Raw genomic sequence first — 17162 nt, forward strand, 5'->3', positions numbered from 1 at the left:
GCTGGCCTGGCCAGGTCCCGTGCATGCTCTTGAGCGTGTTCAGATATGAAACGAATGCGTGGGCGAGCGTGGCGCAGGCTGCACACCTGCGTGCCGCGCGTTTCGCGAAACGTATGGACGGTGCCGAGCTGCCTGCCGTCACATGCTGCTCCCACGCACCGCTTTGAGGAAAGCGTCGATTTTGCGATGGTCCTTGATGCCCTTGCTCGACTCCACCCCGCCACTGACATCCACCGCCCAGGGTTTGACCTGAGCGACGGCCTGGGCGACGTTGCCGGCGTGAAGCCCTCCTGCCAGCACGATCGGCTTGTCCAGGTCCGCGGGCACCAGCGACCAGTCGAAGGCTTCACCGGTGCCGCCCGGCACGCCGGCCACGTAGGTGTCGAGCAGAATGCCGCTGGCGTTGCGATAGGCCCGGCAGGCCGCCTGCAGATCATCGCCGGCGCGCACGCGCAATGCCTTGATGTAGGGACGGTGGTAGCCCTCGCATTCTTCCGGCGTTTCGTCGCCATGGAATTGCAGCAGGTCCAGCGGCACGGCGTCGAGGATTTCACCCAGTTCGCACCGACTGGCATTGACGAACAGGCCGGTGGTGGTCACGAACGGCGGCAGCGCGGCGATGATCGCGCGTGCCTGTTGCACGTTCACCGCCCGGGGGCTTTTGGCATAGAACACCAACCCGATCGCATCGGCACCCGCGTGCGCAGCGGCCAGAGCATCCTCTATGCGGGTAATACCGCAGATTTTGCTGCGAACGGCTGACATGTCGGCGAGTACCTCGACTTGGCTGGGGAACGGCGGATGTTAGCAAATGCTGTCGGCGACGTCAGCCAGTGTGTCGAACCCGGTCAGGAAGTGCGGACCGATATAGCGCTCGGGCAGTGGGAACTCATCGCGGTACTCGACTTGCACCAGGTACAGCCCGAAGGGATGGGCCGTGACCCCGCCGGTTCGGCGTACCCGGCTTTGCAACACTTCGGCGGCCCATTCCACAGGGCGCTCGCCCGTGCCGATGGTCATCAGCACACCGGCGATGTTGCGCACCATGTGGTGCAGGAAGGCATTGGCGCGCACGTCGATGACGATCATCTTGCCGTGCTGGGTGACCCGCAGGTGATGCAGTTGTTTGATCGGCGACTTGGCCTGGCACTGACCGGCGCGGAAGGCACTGAAGTCATGGGTACCGACCAGCGCCTGGGCGGCGGCGGCCATGCGGGTGACATCCAGCGGACGGTGATTCCAGGTGATTTCCTCGCCCAGATGGGCGGGTCGGATCTGGTCGTTGTAGATGACGTAGCGGTAGCGGCGGGCGATGGCCTTGAAACGCGCATGAAAGGTGGGCGGCATGATCTTCGCCCAGGTGACACTGACATCATGGGGCAGATTGATGTTGGCACCCATGACCCAGGCTTTCATGCTGCGCTCGGCCTGGGTATCGAAATGCACCACCTGGCCGCAGGCGTGGACACCCGCGTCCGTGCGGCCGGCGCACATCAGCGAGACGGGCGAAGCGGCAACCTTGCCCAGGGCGTCTTCGAGGGTTTCCTGTACGGTGCGTACGCCAGAGGCCTGGCGCTGCCAGCCGCGGTAGCGCGAACCTTTGTATTCAACGCCCAAGGCAATGCGATAGAAGCCGTCGGCCGCCGATTCGGCGACCGCGTTGTCGATGTTTTGCACGAAGTTGCAGCCTGTTGGTTAAGCGATGGCGGCGATTATACCGGATCATCGAATGGCGGCGCTGCCTTCGCGGGCAGAGCCCGCTCCCACAAAAAGGGCCTCGATGTACAGATGTGGGAGCAGGTTTGGGGGTCGGACGGCGACCGCTGCACCGCGTTACCGACTGATGCGCCCAAGCATCTCGCGCGCCTCATCCTGCTGCCCGGTGCTGCCTTCCTTGAGCACTTCACCGAGAATGTCGCGGGCGCCGTCGTTGTCGCCCATCTCGATGTAGGCACGGGCCAGGTCAAGCTTGGTGCCCGCCTCGTCTCCCCCGTCGAGGTAGTCGAAATCGTCTTCGCCTTCGATCGGTGGAAGGTCTTCAGGCTTGGGGGGCACGGCGAACGGTTCGGCCATGGGTGTGCGGGCAAAGCCGTCGGAGAGTTTTTCCAGTTCGGCATTGATCTCGTTCAGGCGCGATTCGGGTGCCTGTGGCTCCTCGGCGTCATCGGCCAACGACAGATCGAAATCTTCCGGCAACGTCGTCTCGGGTTCGTCGGTCGAATTGCCCGCTGCAGCTTTCTGCTCGGCCAGCAAGGTGTCGAAGTCGATGTCCGCGCCTGCCGTCGGCGCGGGGTCCGGGGTGTCGTCCAGGTTGAGGTCGAAATCGGTATCGAAGGTGCCGTCCAGCGAGTCGGCGGACCCCGGCTCGTCGTGCAGCAACTGCTTGACGTACTCGGCGTCCATCTGCGCTGCCGCGGCGGCTGCACCGGCAGCGGCGGCGGCAACGCCCAGCATGGCAGGGAAGCGCGCTTTCAGACGCTCGACGTCGGCATGGTTCTGGCCGGTGGCGATCAACTGCCGCTCCTGGCCGACGAAGCCATCACGATCACCTTGCAGGCCATACACTTCCATCAATTTCAGGCGCAGATCGCTGCGCTTGGGCTCGCGCTCGGTTGCCGCTTCCAGCAGTTCGGCAGCATGATTGAGGCGGCCGCGAGCAATGCTCTGCTCCACTTCGGCGAACAGCCCTTCATCGGTGTCGATGCTGGGGCGCAGCGGCGGCGTAGGCAGCACGGTCGGCGCGGGCGCCTCGGCGAAGGTAGCCGGTGCGGCACTGGCCCTGGCGCCCGCTACCGAGGCGGCCACCATGGCCGGGGTCAGGTGCACGGTCGCCGCCGGGCGCTCCAGTCCTTCGAAGCTGTTGGGCGGCAAGTCGAGATCCGGGCCGTGATCGGGCTCTTCGGCCAGCGCGCGGGCCATGCGCATGTGCTTCTCGGCCTCCTGCTGCGCCTTGCGGCGGCGGGCCAGCAGCAACAGCAGCAAGAGCAGCGCTGCAAGGGCACTGGCACCCACCACCATCAGCAGGGTCGAATTGTCGCTGGGCTGCTCGGCAACCGCGTCGTCGGCGGGGTCGGTGGTCGCATCCAGCGGCTCGCCCTGAGGCAAGGCCGGCGTACTGGCGGCAGCGTCGGGATTGACCTGCTCGGTGGCACCGGGTACCGCCGGTGCCGGAACCAGCGCGGCGTTGACCGGGGCGTCGGAATCGCCCTCGGCAGGCTCGCCGTCGTCCTGCGCAGGGGCCAGCGCCTGCGCCGGCGCCAACGCTTCGGCCGGCACCGGTACATCGGCGCCCGCTGCCTGCATCTTGGCCAGTTGGTCGTTCTTGAGCTGAATCAGTTTCTGCAACTTGTCGAGCTGGCTCTGCAGGTCGGCGTTACGGCTGCGCAATTCTTCGTTGTCACGGCGCGTGGAGTCCAGGGCTTCCTGGGTCACCGCGAGTTTCTGGTCGAGGGCCCTGGCATCGCCCGCCGGGCCGTTGGCCTCGCTGGCGCCTGACACCAGGCTGAGGTTATCTTGCGGCGGCGCGGCGGCCGGCGCCGGAGCACCGTTGCCGCGGCGCGTGGCATCGACCTGCTGCGCCCGCGGACCGAGGCGACGGCCTTCGCGCCAGGCAGCATTCTGCCGCGCGACTTCAGCCACGGCTGGGCCCGGCGCGGTGGCCGCGGTCTGCTGGGCGTCCGGCATGCGCAGGACCTGGCCGGTCTTGAGACGGTTGATGTTGCCGTCGAGGAACGCGTCGGGGTTGAGCGCCTGGATGGCCAGCATGGCTTGCTGGACCGAGCTGCCCTGACGATTGCGCGCCGCGATCTCCCACAAGGTGTCACGCGAACCCGTGGTGTAGGACGCCTGGTTGGCACTGGCGGCGGGAGCGCTCAGCGCCGGCTGCGGTGCATTCTGCGCCGCCTGGGCCGCCTGCGGGGCAAACTGCGCGGGATCGAGCAGCATGCTGTAGTCGCGCAGCAGACGGCCGCTGGGGAAATTGACCTGGACCAGGAATTTCACCAAGGGCGCAGACAAAGGTTGCGTCGAGGTCACGCGGATGACGCTGCGGCCACTGGCGTTGATCACCGGCGTGAAGCGCAGGCTGTCGAGGAAAGCCTGGCGCTCGACGCCCGCCTTGCTGAATTCCTCGGCCGGGGCCAGCACTGGCTGCACCTCGGCGGCAGTGAGGCCGCGCACATCCAGCAGTTCTATCTCGGCGAGCAGGGGCTGGTTCACCGCGGACCTGAGGGTCAACTCACCCAGCTCCAGGGCGTTGGCGATACCGGAGGACAGCGCCGAAGCGGCAGCCATTGCTAACACCAGTTTGCGAACTTGAACCATGGCCTAATCCTTGTCTGAACATTCCTCGGCAAGCGAGAAGAAGCTTGCGCTGTCGCATGCGAACAGCTGGGCAAAACGGGCGAACTGTCTGCAAATTGTCGGCAAGTATCTTTTAGCCATGACCTTTAATCAACAACTCGGCCACTTGTACCGCATTCAAGGCGGCGCCCTTGCGCACGTTGTCCACCGTGGCCCACAGGCTCAGCGCCTGGGGATCGTCGATACCGGTGCGTACACGACCCACGTACACCACGTCCTGGCCTACCGCATCGCCCACTGCTGTAGGGTAGTCGTCTTCCACCGTTTCGATCCCGGGCGCCATGGCCAGGGCCTGGTTGATGGCCGCAAGATCCAGCGTCGAGCCGGTCTGCAGCGCGATGCTGTAGCTGTCGCCGAAGAACACCGGCGCCTGCACGCAGGTCACCGAAATCTTCAGCGCAGGCATGCCAAGCAGTTCGCGCAGTTCGTCGACCAGCCGCCGCTCCAGCGGCACATGGCCCTGCGCATCGGGCGTACCGACCTGCGCCAGCAGGTTGAAGGCGATCTGGCGGTCGAAGAACTGCGGTTCCAGCGGGCGCACATTGAGCAGCTCGGCCGTTTGCCGGGCCAGTTCGCTGACAGCCTCGCGGCCCAGGGCCGACACGGCCAGGCAGGCGGTCACGTGCACCTGCTGCAGATCCAGCACCGCGCGCAAGGGTGCCAGGATCACGGCCAGCGCAGTGGCGGCAGCGCTGGGGCTGGCGACTTGCACGGGCAGCGGCAGATCGCTCAGCACGGCGGCATTGGCTTCCGGGACCACATTGGGGGCCTGGGACGTCGCCAGGCCGGCCGACAGATCGATGACCGTGCAACCGGCCGCCGTAGCACGCGGCGCCAAGCTGCGCGTCACCGCAGGGCCGGCGGCGAAGAACACCAGCTTGACCAGACTGAAATCGAACTGATCGACTTCACGCACCCGCACATTCTTGCCGCGAAAGGCCACCGACGCACCGGCCGATTCGCTGCTTGCCAACAGGTGCAGCGCACCCACCGGAAAATCGCGCTCTTCGAGAACCTGCACGAGGGTTTCGCCAACCGTCCCGGTGGCGCCGATCACGGCGATGTCGAAAGTCTTGGGCATGGGCAGGGTCCTCGGGAAATGAACAGGCCGCGCACTTTATCGGTTATCGGCCGCGCTGTCCTCGCAGCAGACAGGCGCCGCAGTGCAACTGCCTCACCGCGGCGCGCCCTTCGCGGCCACAGACCGCTCCTACGGACAACCTCGTAACCTGCGTAGGAGCGGTCATCGGCCGCGAAACAGGCGCCGCGGTGCCCCTGACCCACCGCGGTGCGCCCTTCGCGGCCACGGACCGCTCCTACGGACAACCTCGTAACCTGCGTAGGAGCGGTCATCGGCCGCGAAACAGGCGCCGCGGTGCCCCTGACCCACCGCCGTGCGCCCTTCGCGGCCACGGACCGCTCCTACGGACAACCTCGCAACCTGCGCAGGAGCGGTCATCGGCCGCGAAACAGGCGCCGCGGTGCCCCTGACCCACCGCGGCGCGCCCTTCGCGGCCACGGACCGCTCCTACGGACAACCTCGTAACCTGCGTAGGAGCGGTCATCGGCCGCGAAGGAAGCGCCGCGATGGCTCAGTGCTTCTTGTCTTTCTTGAAGGCGGCTTCCAGCGCATCGTTGATGGTGCGCAGTACCTTGACTCGCGCCCAGCGCTTGTCGTTGGCCTCGACCAAGGTCCACGGCGCCACCTCACTGCTGGTGCGATCGACCATGTCGCCCACGGCGTCGCGATAGGCACCCCACTTTTCGCGGTTGCGCCAGTCGTCTTCGGTGATCTTGAAACGCTTGAACGGAATCTGCTCGCGCTCTTTGAACCGTTTCAACTGGGTCTGTTCATCGATCGCCAGCCAGAACTTGACCAGCACCACACCGGCATCGGTCAGTTGCTCTTCGAAGTCGTTGATCTCGCCATAGGCGCGCATCCAGTCGGCCGGACTGCAAAAGCCTTCGATCCGCTCGACCAACACGCGGCCGTACCAGGAGCGGTCGAACACGGTGAACTTGCCCCGCGCCGGCAATTGCCGCCAAAAGCGCCACAGATAGGGCTGGGCGAGTTCGTCCTGGGTTGGCGCGGCAATCGGCACGATGTGGTATTGACGCGGGTCGAGCGCGGCGGCGACACGCTTGATCGCTCCTCCCTTACCCGCCGCATCGTTGCCTTCGAACACCGCCACCAGGGCGTGGCGGCGCATGCGCTTGTCGCGCATCAGGCCTGCCAGGCGAGCCTGCTCGGCAATCAGCTGGCGTTCGTAATCGTCCTTCTGCAGATGCCGGCTCAAATCCAGGCTGCCGATCAGGCTGCGTTTGTCGATGCTTTCACCGATGTTCGCCACGGCCTTGCGCACTGGCTCGGTGGGCGCCTTCAGCGCTGCCTGCAATCCTTCGAGCAGAATCTGCCCGACCGCCAGGCTGCGGTAGTTGGCATCCACGCCTTCGATCACGTGCCACGGCGCGTAGTCGCGACTGGTGCGCCGCACCACGCGTTCGCCGAAGCGCACGAAGCGGTCATAGGTCCTGGACTGCTGCCAGTCCAGCGGGCTGATCCGCCAGCTGTGCAACGGATCGTCACGCAATGACTTGAGCCGCGCCTTCATCTGCTGCTTGGACAGGTGAAACCAGAACTTGAAGATCAGGGCACCTTCGTCGCAGAGCATTCGCTCCAACCGCTGCGCGCCGTTGATGGCCTGCTCCAGACGGCCATCCTTGATGTCGCCATGCACCCGATCCTGAATCATCTGGCTGTACCAGTTGCCGAAGAACACCCCCATGCGGCCCTTGGCCGGCAACTGGCGCCAGTAGCGCCAGGCCGGTGGTCGCGCCAGTTCCTCGTCGGTCTTTTCATCGAAGGTGCGCACCTCGATCAGGCGCGGGTCCATCCACTCATTGAGCAACTTGACCGTCTCGCCCTTGCCCGCCCCTTCGACGCCGTTGATCAACACGATCACCGGAAAACGCGCTTGCTCCTTGAGCTCGTACTGGGCTTCCAGCAGCGCTTCGCGCAGGGCAGGCAGACGCGCCTCGTAAGTGTCCTTGTCGATGGCATGACCAATTTCGGCGGATTCGAACATGGGGCAGGCATTCCTCTTCGGTTAGCTTGAGCGAGCCTCGCTGGGCGAGGTGGTGCTTTGCGTATCGCTACTGAAGCCGACCCGCTCGAGCAGGGTTAGTTCGGCCAGCAAGGCGTTCTCGGCACCCTGGCGACGTCGGGCGATGTCATTGGCGCGCCGCAGGTAATCGCCGCTGCTGCCGGGTTCCTGGCGTTCGTCGAGGACGCTCAACTCCTCGGCGAACGGCGCCAGACCCCGTTCCAGGGTGCTCGCATGGCGTTCACGCAGGTAGTCGGTCCAGAATGCCTGGCGGATCATGAACGCGGCGAAGTCCGGTGCGGCTTCGGCCTGCAGCACCTCGGCCTGTGCGGCGTCGTAGATGTCGACGCCGATACCGGCCGTGGCGGCATAGGCCATGCTCTGCGGCTGGCCGGGCAAGGCCAGGCGACGGGCCAGATAGGTCCGCAGCGCCATGCGCACTTCTGCCTCGTCGACGCTCACACCCAGGCGCCGACGCTCGGCAATGATGCGCCGGGCAATGACCTCCAGCCGGTCGAGCCGGAACAGTCCACGGGCCAGCTCGTACAGGCGTTCGCCCCGCTGAGCCCAGGTTGCGCCCTGCAAGGCGTAATGCTGGAGCACATGCACTTCCATATCACTGAACATCAACCGCTCTCCATCCACGCAAGTGTCCAACCCCTGGGCCATGGTGTACAGGCGTTGACGCAACTGGCGATTGGCCGATGCACCGGCAACGACATTCCAGACGCGCCGGGTCAGTTCGGTTGGATTGCGGGTGTAATCCGGTGTGTGACGCAGATTGTCGATCAAGCGGGTGAAGGCCTCGGAGCCGTCTTCATCGACCAGCCCCTGCCACAACTGTGCGCGATGGCGTCGCTCCACCTCGCTGGCACCCTGCAGCCACACATCGACCAGCGGGCGGCCGGCACTTGCCGAGTGCACATCGTTGGTCCGATGGGCGAAGAACTGAAAACGCCGGTGTGGCCTGGGGCTATCCAGCTGCCTCAAGCTGAAGTCATCCAGCCTGTTGCGATCCATGAAAACGTCCACACCCTGCCCTTGGCTCATCTCGGTGAACACCGAGTCGGGAATATGGCGCAGCCGGGTGCGGTACAGGTTCAGGGTCCGCAGCGCGGGCAGCCGCGAAGCCCACTGTGGCCAGCTGGGCAGCACCAGACCGGCGAGATTGAGTTGCTGCAGCCTGGAGAAACCGCTGGAAGTGGCTATCGGCCCCGGAAGATTGCCGCTCAGGCTCAACAGGGTCAGGTCCGGCAGACGCCCCAGGCGATCGAGCAGCGCCTGGTCCAGGGTCAGGTTGCAGAGCGTCAGGTCCAGTTCGGTCAGCTGTGTCAGACGATCGACCGCTTCGGGCAACTGGCCCAGGTTGCACTCACGCAGGGTCAGGCTGCGCAGCTGCGAAAAGCTGGCCAGCAAGTTGGTCAGTGCCGGCGCGTCCACCGTGCTGCCGGTCAGGTTGAGGTGCGTGACGAAGCGCAGATCGGCGTTCAGGCCAGGAAAATCCAGCAGCGGCGCGTAGGTCAGATTCAGATGATAGTGGTGTCCGTTGGCCGCACGTTCGGAAGGCAGCTGACGGCGCCAGGCGATGTCCAGACGCGCCGTGACGTCGGCACGGTAATGCATCAGGTCGCCTCTGCTGGCGTTGTAGCGGGCCGGAAGGTTGGCCGGGGCCGGTCGGTGCGCCCACGCTTGCAGCTGAGCGTGCATCTGCGAACGCTCGGAGGCCAGGTTGTCCAGCCCCAGCATGATGTCGGCGCGGCTCATGCCGGCTTGTTCGTACAGTCCCGGCAGTTCGCGGGCAGCGGGCTCGCTGGTGCCCGGATAGAGGCCGCGAATGCGTGCCACCAGCACCCGTCGCGACAGGACCACCTCTCGCCTTCCGCTCATGGGGTAACCCACGCGCCCGTAGCCGTCGCGCATCGGTGCCCTGAAGCTTTCCGGCAGAGGCGTCTGGCCCAGCCAGCGTGCACAGGCATCGCGGTGAGCGAAGGCGTAGTCACGCACCGCATCGCCCGACGCGGTGTCGCCCAGCACCTGCTTGATGGCCCGTTCCAGCTCGAGGCTGTCCAGCGACTGCGCGGTGCCGAAGCACAGGCCTTCGAAGGCGCGATTGAGCCGTTGGCACTGTTGATAGGCACGCGCGCGCTCACTCGACTTCAGGGGGATGCGTCGATTAACCAGCATTCGCGCCTGTTCGCCAGGCGCCACGCCGAGCAATACCTCTTCGGCTGCGGCGACGCTCAAGGCGGGAAAATCCCTGCAAATGAGCTGGGTGGCCGGACCGCTGCCAAAATGCGTGGCGTCGTAGAGCTGTTCGAAACGTACCTGCGCGGCAGTGTCCACAAGCCCGGCGCGTTGCACCTGGCGGTGCAGGGCAAAACGTTGCAGGGCATCGACCAGCAACGCAGTGGGTTTGTAGGCCTGGGCATAGACCGCGTCCAGCAAGGTGGGCGGCAACCCGGTGCTGGCCAGCGCCCGATGGATATCCTGTGACTCCATGCCCGACAGCCGCCAGCCCAGGCGGTCACGCAGGGTGGTGCCGGTCACCTCGGGTTGCTGCTCGGCGGCCAGCCGCCAACCGGCACCCGTTTCCTCGATCAGTGGCAGGTAGGCATTCGCGTCGCGCGGATGGGTAATGCGCCACCGCTGGTACCGATCGTCGAAGCGAAGGTCATGCACGCGCCCGTCGATGACCACGCTGTCACGTGCTTCGTCGTGATAGAGCCGATCGGTATCGGGCAGCAGGTCGGCAGGCAGGCCCTGGGCAGCAACGTAGTCGTCGAGGTTGGGACGCCACAGGTGCTCGCGGCCATCGGCGAGCGTCACCGGGAGCAGTTCCGCCAGCTGGGTATCGGCGGCAATGGCAGGCACTCTGGGCGCGACCCAGCTGCGGCCCGCCTGCACCGCGCCGGCGAACACCGCCATGGTCGCCAGATTTTCGACCACGCTCATGGCATGGCCGAAGGCGGCATGATCATCGCCCTGGCGCCAATCGTCGACGCCACTGAACACTTCCTGCAACAGCTGGGCCGCAGCGCAGGTCAGCATGGCCGCACCCAACGCCGGGACCAGCAGGCCGGCGATATTGAGCAGGGTCGTTCCGGCGTCCAGATAACGCCGGCGTTCACGCTCCCGGATGATGGCGTCTTCGTCGGCGGTCGGCACCGCCATCACTCGAGCATCCTGGTAGGTCTTGAGCAAGCGATCATTATGTTGCAGGTCGAACAGGTCACCGACCACCGCACGCTTTTCCAGGTTCAATCGCTTCAGCCAAGCGCCACCGGAGCCGGCAATCCGCTGCTGCAGACGCTGGTCGAACGGCGCAGCGAACTTCTCGCCCACCAACGAGCAGACATATCGCTGGAAATCGGGCCGCTGGAGTTTTTCTCCCAGGCGTTCGGCGAAGGCCTGGAACGAAGGGTATTGCTTGATCGGGTGGTCGGGTTCGCCGGGCATCAGCACCACACAGCGACCGTCGACGGTCGATTCGATCAGTTGCACGCCGTACAACGCCACGGCAGCGAAATCGGCGCTGCCCAGCAGGCGCAGCCAGTGATAGCGCACCGCGCTGCCCGCCCAGGTCGGGGGAGCCGCTTGGGCAACCTGCAGCAGCAGACGATAGCCGTCTTCCTCGACATCGCCGCGCAAGCGGGCAATGTGGGCCAGCACTGCGAGATGGGCCTGGTCATTGCGTTTGAACAGCGCCGCCACCCGCTCGGGTTGGTCGTCGGGCTTGAACACTGTGTCCAGGTGAGCCTGGTAGCGCTGGCCCAGGTCCAGGCGCCGGCAGGCAGTGGCGAATTGCTGGGGGTCAAGGGCGATTGCCGGTTTTTCCTGGCGGGCGCGAAAGTCGATGTCTTTGCCGGCAGTGAAGTATTCGACACCGCCGCTTGGCAGCACCATCGAACCCGGCGCAAAGCTCAGGTTCGCTTCGAAATTCTGCATGGCGGCAACCAGCAGGTTCTGTTCAATCGCCCAGCGATGACTGAAGCCCATGCCGACGTTGTGCATGGCGCGCACCAGCACATAGCCGCGCGGATCGATGTCGAGCTGGCACTGCCTGCGGATCTCCTGCCCGACCAGGTCGGCACAGAACTCGGTGACGTCGCGCAGCCCGGCCAGTACAGGGGCGAGGGCGCGCTTGGCGGCGTGGCTTTCATTCTGACTGGCGCTCAACGCCTGGCGCATCGCCGGGCTGGCCTGGCTCAGCCAGGTCGGCAACCGCTGCGCGACGATGCGCGCATGGCGGCGGTCCCGGGCGGTGCCGCCCTGGCTCATTGGGGGGTAGATCGCGTGCATGATCGGCTCCTTGCCGAAAGGGGAGCGCGCACGGTAGCCCGCGCCACAGCCGCCAGAGGCTGCATTAATAACCACCTGCAGACCGCAGTGGCCGCCGCTGCGCAGCCGTCGCAGCCGTCGCAGCGGCCTGGCGCTGGCGAAGCAGAGCCTGCGCGCTACAATGCCTGCTCGCCTATTGCCGAAGCCGTCATGAAAACCCCGAGCATCCTCGCCCAGCTGGACTGGACCGACACCGGTCATCCTCGATCGCGCGCCTTCGGCGACGTCTATTTCGCCGCCGACGGCCTGGCCGAAAGCCGCCATGTGTTCATCGAGCAGAATCGCTTGGCAGAACGCTTCGCCGCCCTCGCCGACGGCGAACGCCTGGTGATCGGCGAAACCGGCTTCGGCACCGGGCTGAATTTTCTCTGTGCGTGGCAGTGCTTCGCCGCCTCGGCTGCACCGACTGCGCGCCTGCACTTCATCAGCGTGGAAAAGTACCCGCTGAGCGCTGCGGACCTGACCCGTGCCCTGGCGCTGTGGCCAGAGCTTTCGGCCTGCAGCGAGGCGTTGCTGGCGCAGTACGTGGCGGTGCATGAAGGCTTCCAGCGCCTGGTGTTCGACGGCGGCCGGGTGACCTTGACGTTGCTCATAGGCGATGCGCTGGAACAGCTGCCGTGCCTGGACGGGAAGGTCGATGCCTGGTTCCTGGATGGTTTCGCTCCGGCGTGCAACCCGGCCATGTGGACACCCCAGCTGTTCGCCGAACTGGCGCGGCTGGCGGCGCCCGGCGCAACGCTGGCCACGTTCACCAGCACCGGCTGGGTTCGTCGTGGCCTGGCGGCCGTCGGCTTCAAGATGAAACGAGTGCCGGGCATCGGCAACAAATGGCATGTATCCAGAGGCGTATTCGTGGCCGACGCCGCCGTGGCAACACCCGCCGTCAGGCCCTGGTTCGCCCGCCCCGAGCCGGTAACCGGCGAACGCCACGCGCTGGTCATCGGTGCCGGCCTGGCAGGATGCGCCACCGCTGCCAGCCTGGCCGCGCGCGGTTGGCGGGTGTCGCTGCTCGAGCGTCATGCCGAAGTGGCTCGGGAAGCCTCGGGAAATCCGCAGGGCGTGCTGTACCTGAAACTTTCGGCCCACGGTACGGCCCTTTCGCAGTTGATTCTGGCGGGCTTCGGCCACACGCGCAGGCTGCTTGCGCAACTGCAGCGCGGTCGCGACTGGGACGCCTGTGGCGTTCTGCAGCTGGCCTTCGACGACAAGGAAGCGCAGCGCCAGGGGCAACTGGCCGACGCATTCCAACCCGAACTGCTGCACCTGCTGGACCGTTCAGCGGCCCAGGCGCAGGCAGGCGTCGACTTGCCCAGCGGCGGCCTGTTCTATCCCGACGGTGGCTGGGTCCACCCGCCTGCCCTGTGCCAGCACCTGGCGCGTCACCCACGCATCACCCTGCTGCGCCATCACCACGTGGCAGACCTGCGCCACCTCGACGGCCAATGGCACGCGTTCGCCGACGACACCCTTCTGGCCTGCGCCCCAGTAGCCGTGCTGGCGTGCGCCGCCCAGGCCAATGCCTTCGCCCAGACCTGCGCCCTGCCACTCAAGCGCATCCGCGGGCAAATCACTCGCCTGTCGGAGACACCGCGCAGTGCTGCGCTGTCGACGGTGGTCTGCGCCGAGGGCTACATCGCACCCGCCCGCTCGGGCGAACACACGCTGGGCGCCAGTTTCGACTTCCACAGTGAAGACCTCACGCCCAGCCACGCGGACAACCTCGACAACCTGGCCCTGCTCGAGGCGATTTCCCCTGACCTTGCCGTGCGTCTGGGCGCTGCGCTGCTGCCCGCCGAACGCTTGCAGGGCCGGGCCGGATTTCGCTGCACCAGCCCGGACTACCTGCCGATCATCGGGCCGGTCGCCGACGCGCAGGCATTCGCCGAGCGCTTTGCGATCCTGGCCAAGGATGCCCGCCAGGTGCCTGAACAGCCCTGCCCCTGGCTGCCGGGGCTGTACGTCAACAGCGGCCATGGCTCGCGCGGGCTGATCACCGCGCCGCTGTCGGGTGAACTGATTGCCGCCTGGCTGGACGACGAACCGCTGCCGCTGCCTCGGGAAGTGGCCTGGGCCTGCCATCCGAATCGCTTCGCGCTGCGGCGGCTGATACGCAACAAAGCTTGAACCTGCATGGGGGGCCGGACTCACAGTCACAGCCCCTCGCCGTTGCCGCGGCCCGAGGGCCGCAGCATCACCGTCATGAAGAACCTGCCCATGTTGCATATCCAGGGTCTGCACAAGACCTACGCCACACCGCAAGGCCCACTGCCGGTGCTGCAGGGCATCGACCTGCAACTGGAGCGTGGCGCCAGCCTGGCGCTGATGGGTGAATCGGGCAGTGGCAAGAGCACCCTTTTGCATCTGGTCGCGGGGCTGGACATGGCCGACAGCGGTCGTATCGAAGCGGCCGGGCAGGTGCTCACACAGATGAACGAGCGCCAGCTGGCGCGCTGGCGGCGCTGCGACATCGGCTTGATCTTCCAGCAGTTCAACCTGATCAGCAGTCTCAGCGTGGCCGACAACCTGGCCTTTCAGGCCCGCCTGGCCGGCCGCCTGGACCCAGCCTGGCAGCGCGAACTGGCTGAACGCCTGGGCTTGTCGGCACTCCTGCAGCGGTATCCGGAGCAACTGTCCGGCGGGCAACAACAGCGCGTGGCCCTGGGCCGCGCATTGGCCTCGCGGCCGCCCCTGCTGCTGGCCGACGAACCTACCGGCAACCTCGACGAAGCCACCAGCGAGCACGCGCTGGACTTGATGCTCGAGTTGCTGCGGGCCAGTGGCAGCACGCTACTGATGGTCACTCACAGCCCGCTGGTGGCAGCCCGCCTGGAGCGACGCGTGGTGCTGCAGGCCGGTCGCATCGTTGCCGGGACGGATCGCTGACGTGGCGGTGCTGTACTGGACCCTGCGCAGCCTGCTCAGCCATTGGCGCCGGCATCCGGTACAGGGCGTGGCGCTGATCACTGGCCTGTGGCTGGCCACCGCGTTGTTCACCGGCGTACTCGCCTTGAACAGCCAGGCACGACAGAGCTATGCCCTGGCCAGCCAGATGGTCGGTGGTCAAGCCCAGGCCAGCATCGTTGCCCGTGACGGCGCCGACCTTGCGCAATCGACCTTCATCGCACTGCGCCTGCAGGGCTGGCCAGTCTCTCCGGTGCTCGAGGGCCGGATCACCCTCCCCTCGCATCCGCAACTGCGCCTGCAAGTGATGGGTATCGAGCCGTTGACTCTGCCAGCAGGCAGCCCCGTGGCCGGCGAGGTGCCGAGCAGCGATGACCTGAGCGCGTTCATCGGCGCACCCGGCCGTACCTGGGTGGCGCCGCAGACCTTGCGCGAGCTTGGCGTGGAGGAAGGTGCACGGTTGCCCGCCGGCACTGGCGCAACCCTTCCTCCCCTGCAGGCCCGGGCACAGATGGCACCCGGTGTGCTGCTGATGGATATCGGCGCGGCCCAGACGGTGCTGCAGACGCCTGAACGACTGACCCGCCTGCTGCTGCCACGAACGTTCGAAGGCGTTCTGCCCGACGCCTACACCGATCGTCTGCAAATCAACCGCAGCGATGCCGACGGCGACCTCGCGCGGCTGACCGACAGCTTTCACCTGAACCTGACCGCGCTGGGCCTGCTGGCGTTCGTGGTCGGCCTGTTCATCGTCCACGCTGCCATTGGCCTGGCACTGGAACAGCGTCGTGCCTTGCTGCGCACCTTGCGTGCCTGCGGCGTGAGTGCCGCCCTGCTGGTGCTGGCCCTGGCCTTGGAGCTGGGCCTGCTGGCGCTGCTCGGCGGCCTGGCCGGTATCGTCAGCGGCTACTGGCTGGCCAGTCTGCTGCTGCCCGATGTGGCGGCCAGCCTGCGTGGCCTGTACGGCGCAGAAGTCGCCGGGCAGCTGAACCTGAGCCCGGCCTGGTGGCTGGGCGGCCTGGCACTGAGCCTGGGCGGCGTGTTGCTGGCCGGCGGCGACAGTCTCTGGCGTGCTGCACGCCTGCCACTGCTGGCATTGTCCGGTGGCGAAGCCTGGCATCAGGCCCACCGCCAATGGCTGCAGCGACAAGGCGTGGTGGCGGCCTGTGCAGCCGTGCTGGCCCTGCTGTTGGCAGTATGGGGCAACGGTCTGGCCACGGGCTTTGCGCTGATGGGCAGCCTGTTGCTGGCGGCAGCGTTGGCCTTGCCGGTGCTGCTCAGCAGCGTCCTCGCCCTGCTCGCCCGGCGCCGCTGGGGCGTGCTGGGCCAGTGGTTCCTGGCCGACTGCCGCCAGCAATTGCCGGGACTGAGCCTGGCCCTCATGGCATTGCTGCTGGCACTGGCCGCCAACATCGGCGCTGCAAGCATGACCGAGGGGTTTCGACAGACCTTCAATGGCTGGCTGGAACAGCGCTTGAGCGCCGAGTTGTACCTGCGGCCACAGCACGCCGAGCAGGCCCAGGCGCTGCAACGATGGTTGCAAGGCCAGAACGGGATCGAGCAGGTGCTGCCCGGCTGGGAGATGCAGATTCGTCAACAAGGCTGGCCAACCGAACTGACTGCCGTGATCGACGCGCCGCTGTACCGCGAGCATTGGCCGCTGCTCGAACAGGCCGCCGGCAATCCATGGGACACCTTGTTTTCCAGTGACAGCCTGATGCTCAGCGAGCAACTGGCGCGGCGCCTGGGCGTAGGCATCGGGGCGCGCCTTGCATTGCCCGCCGCCCAAGGGCGCTGGAACCCGACCGTGGTGGGCATCTATGCCGACTACGGCAACCCCAAGGGCCATATTCTGGTCAGCGCCGCGCAGTTCCAGCAACACTGGCCCGGGACCCCACCTGCCCGTTTTGCCCTGCGCATGGCCGAGGCCGACACCGCTGCCCTGAAAAGCCGAGTGCAGCAAGCGTTTGGCCTGGACGACAGCCATGTGGTGGAACAACGGCAACTCAAGCGCTGGGCCTCGCAGGTTTTCGAACGCACGTTTAGTGCCACGGCTGCCCTGAATGCACTGACCCTGGGGGTGGCCGGCGTGGCCCTGTTCATCGGCCTGCTGACCCAGAGCCAGAGTCGCCTGGGTCAGCTCGCGCCGCTGTGGGCAATGGGCGTGCAACGGCGCCAACTGATCCTGCTCAGTGTGGCGCAGACCTTGATCCTGGCTCTGCTGACCCTGGTGCTGGCGGTCCCGCTGGGGATTCTGCTGGCATGGTGCCTGGTGGCGGTGATCAACGTGCAGGCGTTCGGCTGGCGCCTGCCCCTGCAGGTGTTCCCATGGCAGATCTTGCAGCTGTGCGGCCTGGCGCTGATTGCAGCGATGCTGGCCTCGGCCTGGCCCATGCTGCGCCTGCAACGCAGCCAACCCACCGACCTGCTGCGAGTGATGGCCAGTGAGCGTTAAGT

General features: G+C 66.4%; 9 protein-coding genes. 3 read left to right on the top strand and 6 right to left on the bottom strand.

All coding sequences use genetic code 11. From position 1 onward, the window contains the following. Positions 1 to 138: 138 nt before the first annotated feature. From IFU31_RS05355 to IFU31_RS05380, 6 genes are all read right to left on the bottom strand, one after another. Positions 139 to 765, bottom strand: coding sequence for a phosphoribosylanthranilate isomerase (locus IFU31_RS05355; protein ID WP_192052928.1), 627 nt, complete (start codon positions 763 to 765; stop codon positions 139 to 141). 39 nt (positions 766 to 804) lie between these two features. Continuing rightward, positions 805 to 1677, bottom strand: a complete 873-nt coding sequence (gene truA / locus IFU31_RS05360; protein ID WP_192052926.1) for a tRNA pseudouridine(38-40) synthase TruA — start codon at positions 1675 to 1677, stop codon at positions 805 to 807. Positions 1678 to 1833: 156 nt separating this feature from the next. After that, the gene (locus tag IFU31_RS05365) at positions 1834 to 4323 is read right to left on the bottom strand and encodes a FimV family protein (RefSeq protein ID WP_192102455.1); all 2490 of its coding nucleotides are present in this window, start codon (positions 4321 to 4323) and stop codon (positions 1834 to 1836) included. A 112-nt stretch (positions 4324 to 4435) separates the two neighbouring features. Beyond that, on the bottom strand, positions 4436 to 5443 hold the full coding sequence (locus IFU31_RS05370) for an aspartate-semialdehyde dehydrogenase (RefSeq protein ID WP_192102456.1): 1008 nt from the start codon (positions 5441 to 5443) through the stop codon (positions 4436 to 4438). A gap of 511 nt (positions 5444 to 5954) precedes the next feature. Next, entirely contained in the window at positions 5955 to 7448 is a 1494-nt protein-coding gene (gene pap / locus IFU31_RS05375) for a polyphosphate:AMP phosphotransferase (protein WP_192102457.1), read from the bottom strand. A gap of 21 nt (positions 7449 to 7469) precedes the next feature. Then, positions 7470 to 11765 (bottom strand): NEL-type E3 ubiquitin ligase domain-containing protein, encoded by a 4296-nt coding sequence (locus tag IFU31_RS05380; protein WP_192102458.1) that lies wholly within the window; start codon positions 11763 to 11765, stop codon positions 7470 to 7472. Positions 11766 to 11954: 189 nt separating this feature from the next. On the opposite strand from IFU31_RS05380, the gene mnmC reads away from it, so the two are divergent. The 3 genes from mnmC to IFU31_RS05395 all read left to right on the top strand — a co-directional run bounded on the left by mnmC (position 11955) and on the right by IFU31_RS05395 (position 17160). After that, positions 11955 to 13928: a bifunctional tRNA (5-methylaminomethyl-2-thiouridine)(34)-methyltransferase MnmD/FAD-dependent 5-carboxymethylaminomethyl-2-thiouridine(34) oxidoreductase MnmC gene (mnmC, locus tag IFU31_RS05385; RefSeq protein WP_192102459.1), complete on the top strand. Its 1974-nt coding sequence runs from the start codon at positions 11955 to 11957 to the stop codon at positions 13926 to 13928. A 90-nt stretch (positions 13929 to 14018) separates the two neighbouring features. Further along, positions 14019 to 14687: an ABC transporter ATP-binding protein gene (locus IFU31_RS05390; protein ID WP_185794559.1), complete on the top strand. Its 669-nt coding sequence runs from the start codon at positions 14019 to 14021 to the stop codon at positions 14685 to 14687. A 1-nt stretch (position 14688) separates the two neighbouring features. Further along, entirely contained in the window at positions 14689 to 17160 is a 2472-nt protein-coding gene (locus tag IFU31_RS05395; protein WP_192102460.1) for an FtsX-like permease family protein, read from the top strand. Positions 17161 to 17162 lie beyond the last annotated feature (2 nt).

It is taken from the genome of Pseudomonas sp. CFBP 13602, from assembly GCF_014842725.1.
GTDB lineage: Bacteria > Pseudomonadota > Gammaproteobacteria > Pseudomonadales > Pseudomonadaceae > Aquipseudomonas > Aquipseudomonas baltica.

Bases quoted from the DNA above. Each gene is read 5' to 3' on its own strand.
- IFU31_RS05355 (WP_192052928.1), bottom strand. From the start codon at position 765: ATGTCAGCCGTTCGCAGCAAAATCTGCGGTATTACCCGCATAGAGGAT.
- IFU31_RS05365 (WP_192102455.1), bottom strand. From the start codon at position 4,323: ATGGTTCAAGTTCGCAAACTGGTGTTAGCAATGGCTGCCGCTTCGGCG.
- IFU31_RS05370 (WP_192102456.1), bottom strand. From the start codon at position 5,443: ATGCCCAAGACTTTCGACATCGCCGTGATCGGCGCCACCGGGACGGTT.
- pap (WP_192102457.1), bottom strand. From the start codon at position 7,448: ATGTTCGAATCCGCCGAAATTGGTCATGCCATCGACAAGGACACTTAC.
- IFU31_RS05380 (WP_192102458.1), bottom strand. From the start codon at position 11,765: ATGCACGCGATCTACCCCCCAATGAGCCAGGGCGGCACCGCCCGGGAC.
- mnmC (WP_192102459.1), top strand. From the start codon at position 11,955: ATGAAAACCCCGAGCATCCTCGCCCAGCTGGACTGGACCGACACCGGT.
- IFU31_RS05390 (WP_185794559.1), top strand. From the start codon at position 14,019: ATGTTGCATATCCAGGGTCTGCACAAGACCTACGCCACACCGCAAGGC.